At 63.1% G+C, this 13,231-nt stretch carries 9 protein-coding genes; all 9 read left to right on the top strand.

Annotated elements, in window-relative coordinates:
- Nucleotides 1–39 precede the first annotated feature (39 nt).
- The 9 genes from ACZ9GA_RS26440 (at nt 40) to gltB (ending at nt 13,204) form a co-directional block, all read left to right on the top strand.
- Nucleotides 40–1,104, top strand: a complete 1,065-nt coding sequence (locus ACZ9GA_RS26440; RefSeq protein ID WP_457359609.1) for a pilus assembly protein PilM — start codon at nt 40–42, stop codon at nt 1,102–1,104.
- Nucleotides 1,104–1,676 carry a PilN domain-containing protein gene (locus ACZ9GA_RS26435; RefSeq protein ID WP_457359611.1) on the top strand — a complete coding sequence of 191 codons (573 nt, stop codon included), beginning with the start codon at nt 1,104–1,106 and terminating at the stop codon, nt 1,674–1,676. Before ACZ9GA_RS26440 ends, ACZ9GA_RS26435 begins: the two co-directional genes overlap by 1 nt.
- Nucleotides 1,673–2,338 (top strand): type 4a pilus biogenesis protein PilO, encoded by a 666-nt coding sequence (gene pilO, locus ACZ9GA_RS26430; protein ID WP_457359613.1) that lies wholly within the window; start codon nt 1,673–1,675, stop codon nt 2,336–2,338. Before ACZ9GA_RS26435 ends, pilO begins: the two co-directional genes overlap by 4 nt.
- Entirely contained in the window at nt 2,335–2,859 is a 525-nt protein-coding gene (locus tag ACZ9GA_RS26425; protein ID WP_457359614.1) for a pilus assembly protein PilP, read from the top strand. The genes pilO and ACZ9GA_RS26425 overlap by 4 nt, the downstream gene beginning before the upstream one ends.
- A 35-nt stretch (nt 2,860–2,894) precedes the next feature.
- Nucleotides 2,895–4,973, top strand: a complete 2,079-nt coding sequence (locus ACZ9GA_RS26420; RefSeq protein ID WP_457359616.1) for a type IV pilus secretin PilQ — start codon at nt 2,895–2,897, stop codon at nt 4,971–4,973.
- A gap of 4 nt (nt 4,974–4,977) precedes the next feature.
- Nucleotides 4,978–5,496, top strand: coding sequence for a shikimate kinase AroK (gene aroK, locus ACZ9GA_RS26415; protein WP_027979813.1), 519 nt, complete (start codon nt 4,978–4,980; stop codon nt 5,494–5,496).
- 131 nt (nt 5,497–5,627) lie between these two features.
- Entirely contained in the window at nt 5,628–6,725 is a 1,098-nt protein-coding gene (gene aroB / locus ACZ9GA_RS26410) for a 3-dehydroquinate synthase (protein ID WP_457359618.1), read from the top strand.
- Between the two features lie 14 nt (nt 6,726–6,739).
- A complete protein-coding gene (locus ACZ9GA_RS26405; RefSeq protein ID WP_457359620.1) occupies nt 6,740–8,359 on the top strand; it encodes an SPOR domain-containing protein in 1,620 nt (539 codons plus the stop codon).
- A 396-nt stretch (nt 8,360–8,755) separates the two neighbouring features.
- Complete coding sequence (gltB, locus tag ACZ9GA_RS26400; protein WP_457359622.1) at nt 8,756–13,204, top strand: glutamate synthase large subunit; 4,449 nt, start codon at nt 8,756–8,758, stop codon at nt 13,202–13,204.
- The last annotated feature ends 27 nt before the right edge of the window (nt 13,205–13,231 follow it).

Below are 13,231 nucleotides of genomic sequence, written 5' to 3'. Positions count from 1 at the left end.
AGTGGTCCGTAAGTCACGGATAATGATAGGGAATCGGGCGTGCTTGGACTCTTCGGCAAGAAAGCGAATTCGCTTCTGGGGATCGACATCAGCTCTACATCGGTGAAATTGCTTGAGCTGAGCCGCTCGGGCAACCGATTTAGGGTTGAGGCCTACGCGGTCGAGCCGTTACCGGCCAACGCGGTGGTTGAAAAGAACATTGCGGAACTGGAGGGCGTCGGCCAGGCCCTGTCACGCGTGCTGGTCAAGGCCCGCACCAATGCCAAGAGCGTTGCCGTTGCGGTTGCCGGCTCGGCCGTGATCACCAAGACCATCGAGATGGACGCTGCGCTTTCCGAAGATGAAATGGAAAACCAGCTCAAGGTCGAGGCTGATCAGTACATCCCCTATCCCCTTGAAGAGGTCGCCATCGACTTCGAGGTGCAGGGCATCTCTGCGCGCAACCCCGAGCGGGTTGACGTGCTGCTGGCGGCTTGCCGCAAGGAAAACGTCGAAGTGCGCGAGGCGGCCCTGGCCCTGGCCGGCCTCAGCGCCCGCGTGGTCGATGTCGAAGCCTATGCCCTGGAGCGTGCCTTCGGCCTGCTGGAGCCCACCCTGATGGACGGCGACGGCCCCCTGACGGTGGCCGTGGTGGACATCGGCGCCACCATGACCACCCTCAGCGTGCTGCACAACGGCCGCATCATCTACACCCGCGAGCAACTGTTCGGCGGCCGCCAGCTGACCGAGGAAATCCAGCGCCGCTACGGCCTGTCCATGGAAGAAGCGGGTCTGGCCAAAAAGCAGGGCGGCCTGCCTGACGACTACGTGGTGGAAGTGCTGCAGCCCTTCAAGGACGCCGTGGTGCAGCAAGTGTCGCGTTCGCTGCAGTTCTTCTTCGCTGCCGGCCAGCACAACGACGTCGATTACATCCTGCTGGCCGGTGGCACTGCCTCCATTTCCGGCCTGGACCAGCTGATCCAGCAGCGCCTGGGCACCCCGGCGATGGTCGCCAACCCCTTTGCCGACATGGCCCTGAGCAGCAAGGTCAACGCTGGCGCCCTGGCCAGTGACGCGCCGGCGCTGATGATTGCCTGCGGCCTGGCGTTGAGGAGCTTTGACTGATGGCGCGCATTAACCTGCTGCCGTGGCGCGAACAGCTGCGCGAAGAACGCAAGAAGCGGTTCCTGCTGTCCCTGGCCGGCGTCGTGGTGGGCGGTATCGGCATCATTCTGCTGGCCGACCAGTACTACAGCCATGCCATCGACCAGCAGAACGCCCGCAATGCCTACATCCAGAAGGAAATCGCCGTCCTGGACGAACGCATCAAACAGATTTCCGAGCTCAAGGCCCGGCGCAAGCAGCTGGTCGAACGGATGAAGATCATCCAGGACCTGCAGGCCAACCGCCCGATCATTGGCCACCTGTTCGACCAACTGGCGCGCACCCTGCCGGACGGGGTGTATTTCACTGACGTGAAGATGACCGACAAGACCATTGCCGTCACCGGCACTGCCGAAAACAACAATCGTGTATCGGATCTGATGCGCAACATGGAGGCTTCGCCCTGGCTGGCGGCCCCGGTGCTGACCGAGGTCAAGGCACGTCAGGCCGCTGACCCGCAGCAGGCCCAGCAGAGCAACAACTTCCAGCTGTCGGTACGTCAGACGCTGCCCGACGAGGAGAATGCCAAATGAATTTCTCCGAATGGCTGGACGGCCTGCGCAAGATCAACCTCAGCGAACTGGACGTCAACAACCTTGGCGGCTGGCCACCGGCGATCAAGACCCTGGCCGGCGTGCTGCTGATGATCGTGATCCTGGCGCTTGGCTACAACTTCCATATCAGCGACCTGGGGGACGAGCTGGAGCGCGCCCAGGCGCAGGAACAGAGCCTCAAGGAACAGTTCACCACCAAGGCCTCCCTGGCGGCGAACCTTGAGGCCTATACCCAGCAGATGAAGGACATGGAAATCTCCTTCGGCGCCATGCTGCGCCAGCTGCCCAGCGACACCGAGGTGCCGGGCCTGCTCGAGGACATCACCCGCACGGGCCTGGGCAGCGGGCTGGAGTTCGAAGAAATCAAGCTGCAGCCCGAGGTGACTCAGCAGTTCTACATAGAGCTGCCCATCCAGATCACCGTGACCGGCAACTACCACGACCTGGGCACCTTCGTCAGCGGTGTGTCCAGCCTGCCGCGCATCGTTACCCTGCATGATTTCGAGGTGAAACCGGTGGTTGATGGCAACACCACGTTGTTGCGCATGAACATCCTGGCCAAGACCTACCGCTACCACGACAGCGACAAGGACAAGCCCAAGGGGGCAGGACAGGCTCAGGACAAGGGGGCAGCCAAATGAGGGCAGTGTGCAGCCTTGTGCTGATCGCATTCGTATCGCTGCTCTCGGGTTGCGGCAATGGTGACTTCGACGACCTGGACGCCTACATGGCTGACGCCAAGGCGCATACCAAGGCCACCATTGACCCGATTCCCAAGTTTGCCCCCTACGAGCCGTTCACTTATCAGGCGGCCGCCTTGCGCAGCCCCTTCCAGCCGCCCATCAAGATCGACCTGGCGCACCGCCAGAAGGGCGCCAGGCAGGTCAAGCCTGATCCGACCCGGGTCAAGCAGTTCCTGGAAGGCTTCAACATCGAACAGTTCGAAATGGTCGGCACGCTGGCCAACGAAACCGGCAAGTTTGCCCTGATCAAGGGCGCTGGTGGGGTTTACCGAATGAAAGTGGGTGACTATCTGGGCCGCAACGAAGGGCGAATCGTGTCGATCACCGATTCGCAGGTCGACGTGGTCGAGATTGTCCCCGATGGCGAAGGCGGGTGGCTGGAACGGCCGCGCACCATCGCTTTGAAAGAACGCTCGTAACGGGCCTGGTCAAGCACGCATAGTGGAACTCGATAATGAATAGGATGCTTTCAGCCCTTGGTCTCTCGCTATGGATGGCGTTGCTTTCGCCTGCCCTGATGGCGGCCACCCTGAAGACACTGGATGTAGCGGCGTTGCCAGGGGACCGGGTGGAGCTCAAGCTGACCTTCGATACACCCGTGCCTGCGCCACGTGGCTACACCACCGACCAGCCCGCACGTATCGCCCTGGACCTGCCAGGCATCAAGAACGGCCTGGCCACCAAGACCCGCGACCTGGGCGTGGGCAACGCGCGCAGCCTGACCGTGGTGGAGGCCAAGGACCGCACGCGGCTGATCATCAACCTGACCAACCTTGCGCCCTACGGTACCCGTGTGGAGGGCAACAACCTCTATGTGATGATCGGCCAGGGCGCCAACAGCCTGGTCGGCGGTACCACCCCGGCCGCCGCGCCGCGTGCCGGTGGCGCTGTTGCCAGCGCTGCGCCTTCGCGTCCCGCGTTTGCCCAGCCGGTGGGTCGCGCCATCCGCAATGTCGACTTCCAGCGTGGCGAGCAGGGCGAGGGCAACGTGGTGGTCGACCTCAGCGACCCCACCATCGCCCCTGACGTGCAAGAGCAGGGCAACAAGATCGTCCTGACCTTCCCCAAGACCCAGCTGCCTGATCCGCTGCGCGTGCGCCTGGACGTGAAAGACTTCGCCACCCCGGTGCAGTTCGTCAACTCCACCGCCTCTGGCGACACCGCCACGGTCACCATCGAGCCGGGTGGCACTTTCGATTATTCGGTGTTCCAGACCGACAACAAGCTGACCGTCAGCGTGCGCCAGGTCACGGCCGAGGACATCGCCCGCAAGAATGCCGATCGCTTCGTCTACACCGGTCAGAAGCTGTCGCTGAACTTCCAGGACATCGACGTGCGTTCGGTGCTGCAACTGATCGCCGACTTCACCAACCTCAACCTGGTGGCCAGCGACACCGTCCAGGGTGGCATCACCCTGCGCCTGCAAAACGTGCCGTGGGACCAGGCCCTTGACCTGGTGCTCAAGACCAAGAACCTGGACAAGCGCAAGATCGGCAACGTGCTGCTGGTGGCGCCTGCCGCCGAAATCGCCGCCCGCGAACGCCAGGAGCTGGAATCGCAGAAACAGATCGAAGAGCTGGCGCCACTGCGTCGCGAGCTGCTGCAGGTCAACTACGCCAAGGCGTCGGACATCGCGAAGCTGTTCCAGTCGGTGACCAACTCGTCGTCCAAGACCGGCACCAAAACCGACGAGCGTGGTTCCATCACTGTGGATGACCGCACCAACAACATCATTGCCTACCAGACCCAGGACCGCCTGGACGAACTGCGTCGCATCGTGGCCCAGCTGGACATTCCGGTGCGTCAGGTGATGATCGAGGCGCGCATCGTCGAAGCCAACGTCAACTACGACAAGAGCCTGGGCGTGAGCTGGAGCGGCGCCACCAATGGTTCGGGCAGCAACCGCTGGACGGTGGCCGGTACCCAGACCACCAGCACCAACACCTTCGTCGATCTGGGCGCCAGCAGCGCCACCTCGGGCATCGGCCTGGGCTATGTCTCCAACAACCTCACCCTGGACCTGCAACTCAGTGCCATGGAAGCCACCGGCAACGGTGAAGTGGTGTCCCAGCCCAAGGTGGTGACTTCGGACAAAGAGACCGCGCGTATCGTCAAGGGCACCGAGGTGCCGTACCAGGAGTCCTCGTCCAGCGGCGCCACCTCGGTGTCGTTCAAGGAGGCCTCGCTATCGCTGGAGGTGACCCCGCAGATCACCCCGGACAACCGCATCATCATGGATGTGAAGGTCAACAAGGATGAGCCTGACTACGCCAACGCGCTCAATGACGTACCGCCGATCAAGAAGAACGAGGTGAAGGCCAAGGTCCTCGTCAATGATGGCGAAACAGTGGTAATTGGCGGTGTTTTCTCCAATACGCAAACTAAAACGACGGATAAGGTGCCATTTCTTGGAGATGTGCCGTATCTTGGCCGCCTGTTTCGATCGGATACCGTGTCTGAGGCAAAAACCGAGCTGTTGGTGTTCCTCACTCCGCGTATCATGAATAACCAGGCGATTGCTGTGAGTCGTTGATTCTGTGCGAAATTTGATACTTGTTGGGCCAATGGGTGCCGGTAAGAGCACCATTGGTCGATTGCTGGCCAAAGAGCTCCGGTTACCGTTCAAGGATTCCGACAAGGAAATTGAACTGCGCACGGGCGCAAACATTCCATGGATTTTCGACCAGGAAGGCGAAGCCGGTTTCCGTGATCGCGAGCAGGCCATGCTGGCCGAGCTGTGCGAGCACGACGGGCTGGTGCTGGCTACCGGTGGTGGTGCGGTGATGCGCGATGAAAATCGCCGCGCCCTGCATGCCGGTGGTCGGGTGGTCTACCTGCATGCCTCGGTAGAGCAGCAGGTGGGCCGCACCGCCCGCGACCGCAATCGTCCATTGCTGCGTACCGCCGACCCCGCGGGCACCTTGCGTGCGCTGCTGGCCGTGCGTGACCCGCTTTACCGCGAGATCGCCGATCTTGTGGTAGAGACTGACGAGCGGCCGCCGCGCATGGTGGTGCTGGACATTCTCGAGCGCCTGGCCCAGTTGCCGCCACGCTGACGCAATCGTCATCGACCGCTGGCGTAAATAGGCTATTCTCGGCATCCCCCCTGGCTTGCCAGCCGGGGGGCGTGTCGACCAATAATAACGACTGAGACAGGGCGACGGGCCCGGCTTCACGGTGGGGGAACATGCAGACAATCAAGGTCGAACTGGGTGAGCGCAGCTACCCGATCTACATTGGCGAAGGCCTGCTGGGCCAGCCTGAACTGCTGGCACCGCATATTGCCGGCCGACAAGTGGCCATCGTCACCAACGAAACCGTCGGCCCCCTGTATCTGGAGCAACTGAGCCGCGCCCTGGGCGCCTACTCGGTGATGTCCGTGGCCCTGCCCGACGGCGAGGCCTACAAGAACTGGGAAACCCTGCAGCTGATCTTCGATGGCCTGCTGACGGCCCGTCATGACCGCCGCACCACCATCATCGCCCTGGGCGGCGGCGTGGTGGGCGACATGGCCGGTTTCGCCGCGGCCTGCTACCAGCGCGGCGTGGACTTCATCCAGGTGCCTACCACGCTGTTGTCCCAGGTCGATTCGTCGGTGGGCGGCAAGACCGGCATCAACCACCCGCTGGGCAAGAACATGGTCGGCGCCTTCTACCAGCCCAACGCCGTGCTCATCGACACCGCCAGCCTCAAGAGCCTGCCAGCCCGCGAGCTGTCGGCGGGCCTGGCCGAAGTGATCAAGTACGGCCTGATCTGCGATGAGCCGTTCCTGGGCTGGCTGGAAGACAACATCGATGCCCTGCTGGCCGTCGATCAGACCGCCCTGACCTACGCCATCAAGCGTTCCTGCGAGGCCAAGGCCGAAGTGGTCAACGCCGACGAGCGCGAAACCGGCGTGCGCGCCACCCTGAACCTGGGCCATACCTTTGGCCACGCCATTGAAACCCAGATGGGTTACGGTGTGTGGCTGCACGGCGAAGCCGTGGCGGCCGGTACCGTGATGGCCCTGGAAATGTCCATGCGCCTGGGCTGGATCAGCCAGCAGGCCCGTGACCGCGGCATCCGCCTGATGCAGCGCGCCGGCTTGCCGGTGGTGCCGCCGGCAGACATGACCCCCGCACAATTTCTCCAGCACATGGCCGTCGACAAGAAAGTCATCGATGGCCGTATGCGCCTGGTGTTGTTGCGCCACCTCGGTGAAGCCGTGGTGACCGACGATTATCCAACTGAAGTTCTACAAGCCACGCTGGCGGCGGATTACCGCGCCCTCGCGGCTTCGCTTTGAGGTAATAGAGTTCGATGACACTGCACGCCGATGAGGCCTTTCTGGGCCACTACCAACTGGACCATGACCCGTTTGCGGCCCGTGTGCCCGGCTTCAAGTTTTTCCCTGCCCAGCGCAAGCCGGTGCTGGGGCAGTTGCACCACCTGGCGCGCTACAGCCAGTTGTTGCTGGTAGTCACCGGCCCCGAGGGCAGCGGCAAGACCCTGCTGCGCCAGGCCCTGGTGGCCAGCACCAACAAACAGTCGGTGCAGAGCGTGGTGGTTTCGGCCCGTGGTGCCGGTGATGCGCCGAGCGTGCTGGCCCAGGTGGCCCAGGCGCTCAACGTGGCCCAGGCCGACACCCAGGCGATCCTGGCGCAGGTGGTGCAACTGGCCCTGACCGGCCAGGAAGTCTACCTGCTGGTGGACGATGCGGAACAACTTGCCGAATCCGCACTCGAAGCCCTGCTGACGTTGGCGGCCGGTACGCCGGAAGGGCGCCCGCACGTGTTCCTGTTTGGCGAGGCGTCGGTGATCGACGGCCTGGAGCAATTCAGCGCCGAGCAGGAGCTGTTCCACGTCATCGAGCTGCAACCGTACAGCGTCGAGGAAACCCGTGAGTATCTGGCCCAGCGCCTGGAAGGCGCCGGGCAGGGGATCCAACTCTTTACCAATGATCAGATTTCCGACATTCACGAAAACTCAGAAGGCTGGCCAGGCGCAATCAACCAGGTCGCCCGTGATGCAATGATCGAGGCCATGATCGCTAGCCGCTCGGCGGTGAAGCGTCCATCTATGGGGTTCAAAATGCCGAAAAAACACGTACTGGCACTGACCGGGGTTGTTGTCATCGCCGTGGCCGCGGCAGCCTTGCTGCCAGGCCGCAAGTCGGCCAACGCGCCGACGGCGCCGGCCACCGAGCAGGCGCAACTGCCGCTGGGCCAGGGCACGCCTGGCAATGCCCAGCCGAACCAGGATGGCAGCAACGCCGCCATCGAATTCGCCGGCAACTCCAAGCCCATGCCACTGCCGCTGGTCGGCCAGTCGCAGCCGGTGATGCGCGGCCCGCTGGCCGAGGCCGCAGGCTCGGGTGACGGCGAAGAAACCACGCCCATCGCCCACGGCTCGTCCGCGCCGCCCACCGTGACTACTACCGCGCCGCCACCTGGCGTGCCAGCTGGCCCTGCAGCCACCCCAGTGCCGGTCCCTGCCCCGGCACCGGTTGCCGCCCGTCCGACGCCAGCACCGGCCCCTGCGCCCGTGCACAAGGCGCCTGTGCAGGTGGCCACCGCCAAACCTGAGCACAAGCCGGTCGAGAAGAAGCCCGAGCCCGTTACCGCCGCCAAACCTGCCGCCACCGGTGGCGCAGGCGCTGGCTGGTACAAAGGCCAGGCCGCTGGCAACTATGTGGTGCAGATCCTGGGTACCAGCAGCGAAGCCACCGCCCAGAACTACGTGAAAGAGCAGGGCGGCGAGTACCGTTATTTCAAGAAAACCCTGCAGGGCAAACCCCTGTACGTCATCACTTATGGCAGCTTCAGCAGCCGTGATGCAGCCGTTGCGGCAATCAAGAACTTGCCAGCGAAGGTCCAGGCTGGTAAACCTTGGCCTAGAAGTGTCGCCAGCGTCCAACAAGACCTGGCATCGACGCGCTGAATGCCGCAAGCCCTGACCCGATAGCGGTCGGGGCCTTGTCCGGTGGCACCATCCCCGCCACCTCGCTGAGCGTCTCCTGATACGACCCCAAGCCTGCTGCGCAGAACGCGGCAGGCTTTCGTGTCCCAGACTGTCTGTGGTTACCCCCATTGCAGTCCAGGCTGATAAGCTTCAGACTCAAGCATCGTTGCTACCACAACACCTTGCTTAAAACTTATAGAATTGCGACATGATTTTGTGCGGAGTCGCCGCGCAAATTTGTGGGCGACCCTGTCGCTGTGTACAATGACCTCCCTTTTGCCCCTGCAAAGCTGGCGTACGTTCGGCGCGGTTGGTAAGCGGTTGAATTGAAAAGAAATTTGTCCCCCAAGGGGGCAGCCTGGTGAGAAAGTGTCTATGAAAACAGGTCTGTACCAACCCGATGAATTCAAGGACAACTGTGGCTTTGGGCTGATTGCCCATATGACCGGCGAACCCAGTCACCACCTGTTGCAAACGGCCATCGAAGCCCTGACCTGCATGACCCACCGCGGTGGGATCAACGCGGACGGCAAGACCGGCGACGGTTGCGGCCTGCTGATGCAGAAGCCCGATCAGTTCCTGCGCGCTGTCGCCCAGGAAACCTTCGGCGTCGAACTGCCAAGGCAATACGCCGTGGGCATGGTGTTCCTGAACAAGGACGACGCCCGCGCCGAGGCTGCGCGCGAAAACATGAACCGCGAAATCCTGGCAGCCGGCCTGAACCTGATCGGCTGGCGCCAGGTGCCGATCGACACCAGCGTCCTCGGCCGCCTGGCCCTTGAGCGCCTGCCGAAAATCGAGCAGGTGTTCATCGGCGGCGAAGGCCTGAGTGACCAGGAATTCGCGATCAAGCTGTTCAGCGCCCGTCGTCGCTCGTCCGTGGCCAACGCCGCCGACACCGACCACTACATCTGCAGCTTCTCGCACAAGACCATCATCTACAAAGGCCTGATGATGCCGGCGGACTTCACCGCCTTCTTCCCGGACATGAGCGACGCGCGCATGCAGACCGCCATCGCGGTCTTCCACCAGCGTTTCTCCACCAACACCCTGCCAAAGTGGCCGTTGGCGCAGCCGTTCCGGTTCCTCGCCCACAACGGCGAGATCAACACCATCACCGGCAACCGCAACTGGGCCCAGGCCCGTCGCACCAAGTTCGCCAACGACCTGATCCCGGACCTGGAAGAACTGGGCCCGCTGGTCAACCGCGTGGGTTCGGACTCCTCGAGCATGGACAACATGCTGGAGCTGATGGTGACCGGCGGCATCGACCTGTTCCGTGGCGTGCGCATGCTGATTCCGCCAGCCTGGCAGAACGTTGAAACCATGGACCCCGACCTGCGGGCGTTCTATGAGTACAACTCCATGCACATGGAGCCGTGGGACGGCCCGGCCGGCGTGGTACTGACCGAAGGTCGCCATGCCGTCTGCCTGCTGGACCGCAACGGCCTGCGTCCGGCGCGCTGGGTAACCACCAAGAACGGTTACATCACCCTGGCGTCGGAAATCGGCGTGTGGAACTACAAGCCTGAAGACGTAGTGGCCAAGGGCCGCGTCGGCCCGGGCCAGATCTTTGCCGTGGACACCGAAACCGGCCAGATCCTTGACACCGATGCCATCGACAACCGCCTCAAGTCGCGCCACCCGTACAAGCAGTGGCTGCGCAAGAGCGCCCTGCGCATCCAGGCCACCATGGAAGACAACGACCACGGGTCGTCCTTCTATAACCCTGAGCAGCTCAAGCAGTACATGAAAATGTACCAGGTCACCTTCGAGGAGCGTGACCAGGTGCTGCGCCCGCTGGGCGAGCAGGGCTACGAGGCCGTGGGTTCCATGGGCGACGACACGCCGATGGCCGTGCTGAGCCAGCGCGTGCGCACCCCGTACGACTATTTCCGCCAGCAGTTCGCGCAGGTCACCAACCCGCCGATCGACCCGCTGCGCGAAGCGATCGTGATGTCCCTGGAAATCTGCCTGGGCGCCGAACGCAACATCTTCCAGGAGTCGCCTGAGCACGCATCGCGCGTGATCCTCAGCTCGCCGGTCATTTCCCCGGCCAAGTGGCGCTCGCTGATGAACCTCGACCTGCCGGGCTTCGAGCGGCAGATCATCGACCTGAACTACGACGAAAGCGTGGGCCTGGAAGCGGCCGTGCGCAACATCGCCGACCAGGCCGAAGAAGCCGTGCGTGCCGGTCACACCCAGATCGTGCTCAGCGACCGCCACATTGCCCCGGGCAAGCTGCCGGTTCACGCCTCGCTGGCCACTGGCGCGGTGCACCACCGCCTGACCGAGAAAGGCCTGCGTTGCGACAGCAACATCCTGGTCGAAACCGCCACTGCACGCGACCCGCACCACTTCGCGGTGCTGATCGGCTTCGGCGCCTCGGCGGTCTACCCGTTCCTGGCCTACGAAGTGCTGGGCGACCTGATCCGTACCGGTGAAGTACTGGGCGACCTCTACGAGGTGTTCAAGAACTACCGCAAAGGCATCACCAAGGGTCTGCTCAAGATCCTGTCGAAGATGGGCATCTCCACCGTGGCCTCGTACCGCGGTGCGCAACTGTTCGAAGCCATCGGCCTGTCCGAGGAAGTCTGCAACCTCAGCTTCCGTGGCGTGCCAAGCCGCATCAAGGGCGCGCGTTTCGTCGACATCGAAGCCGAACAGAAAGCCTTGTCCGTCGAAGCCTGGAGCGCGCGCAAGCCGATCCAGCAAGGCGGCCTGCTGAAGTTCGTGCACGGTGGCGAATACCACGCCTACAACCCTGACGTGGTCAACACCCTGCAAGCCGCCGTGCAGCAGGGCGACTACGCCAAGTTCAAGGAATACACCGCGCTGGTCGACAACCGCCCGGTGTCGATGATTCGCGACCTGTTCAAGGTCAAGGAACTGGACACCCCGCTGTCGATCGACGAGATCGAGCCGCTGGAAGCCATCCTGCAACGTTTCGACTCGGCGGGTATCTCGCTGGGTGCGCTGTCGCCCGAGGCTCACGAAGCCCTGGCCGAAGCCATGAACCGTCTGGGCGCGCGCTCCAACTCCGGTGAGGGCGGCGAAGATCCGGCCCGCTACGGCACCATCAAGAGCTCCAAGATCAAGCAAGTGGCTACCGGCCGTTTCGGTGTAACCCCCGAATACCTGGTCAACGCCGAAGTGCTGCAGATCAAGGTAGCCCAGGGCGCCAAGCCGGGCGAGGGCGGCCAGCTGCCAGGCGGCAAGGTCAATGGCCTGATCGCCAAGCTGCGCTATGCGGTACCGGGCGTGACGCTGATTTCGCCACCGCCGCACCACGACATCTACTCCATCGAAGACTTGTCGCAGCTGATCTTTGACCTGAAACAGGTCAACCCGGCCGCCCTGGTTTCCGTGAAGCTGGTGGCCGAAGCAGGCGTGGGCACCATCGCCGCCGGCGTGGCCAAGGCCTATGCCGACCTGATCACCATCTCCGGCTATGACGGCGGTACCGGTGCTTCGCCACTGACCTCCATCAAGTACGCGGGCGCACCGTGGGAGCTGGGCCTGGCCGAGACCCACCAGACCCTGCGCGGCAACGACCTGCGCGGCAAGGTGCGGGTACAGACCGACGGCGGCCTGAAAACCGGCCTGGACGTGATCAAGGCAGCCATCCTGGGTGCTGAAAGCTTCGGCTTCGGTACTGCCCCGATGATCGCCCTGGGCTGCAAATACCTGCGCATCTGCCACCTGAACAACTGCGCCACCGGCGTGGCCACCCAGAACGACAAGCTGCGCAAAGACCACTACATCGGCACCGTCGACATGGTGATCAACTTCTTCACTTACGTGGCAGAAGAGACCCGTGAATGGCTGGCCAAGCTGGGCGTGCGCTCGCTGGGCGAGCTGATCGGCCGTACCGACCTGCTCGACGTGCTGGAAGGCCAGACCGCCAAGCAGAACCACCTGGACCTGACGCCGCTGCTGGGCAGCTCGCACATTCCGGCCGACAAGCCGCAATTCTGCGAAGTGGACCGCAACCCGCCGTTCGACAAAGGCCTGCTGGCCGAGCAAATGGTCGAGATGGCCAAGGGCGCCATCGCTGCCAAGTCCGGCGGCGACTACAGCCTGGACATCTGCAACTGCGACCGTTCGATCGGTGCCCGCATCTCGGGTGAAATCGCCCGTGCCTACGGCAACCAGGGCATGGCCAAGGCGCCGGTGACCTTCCGTTTCAACGGCACCGCGGGCCAGAGCTTCGGCGTATGGAACGCCGGTGGCTTGAACATGTACCTGGAAGGCGACGCCAACGACTACGTGGGCAAGGGCATGACCGGCGGCAAGCTGGTGATCGTTCCGCCCAAAGGCAGCCCGTTCAAGACCCAGGACAGCGCCATCATCGGCAACACCTGCCTGTACGGCGCCACTGGCGGCAAGCTGTTCGCCGCCGGTACCGCAGGCGAGCGTTTTGCCGTGCGCAACTCCGGTGCCCACACCGTGGTGGAAGGCACTGGCGATCACTGCTGCGAATACATGACCGGTGGTTTTGTCTGCGTACTGGGCAAGACCGGCTACAACTTCGGCTCCGGGATGACCGGTGGTTTCGCCTACGTGCTGGACCTGGACAACACCTTCGTTGACCGCGTCAACCACGAACTGGTGGAAATCCAGCGCATCAGCGGCGAAGCGATGGAGGCCTACCGTAGCCACATCGAACGCGTGCTGGCCGAATACGTGGCAGAAACCGATAGCGAGTGGGGCCGTAACGTCTGGGAAAACCTGGACGACTACCTGCGCCGTTTCTGGTTGGTCAAGCCCAAGGCTGCCAGCTTGAAATCGCTGCTCACCAGCACCCGTGCCAACCCGCAGTGATATGCGCCTGAAGAAGTTGATGAGGTT

The sequence above is a fragment of the Pseudomonas sp. TE3644 genome (genome assembly GCF_056278815.1).
Note: the sequence above shows the minus strand (reverse complement) of the source record. Positions and strands in the feature narration are given on the sequence as shown.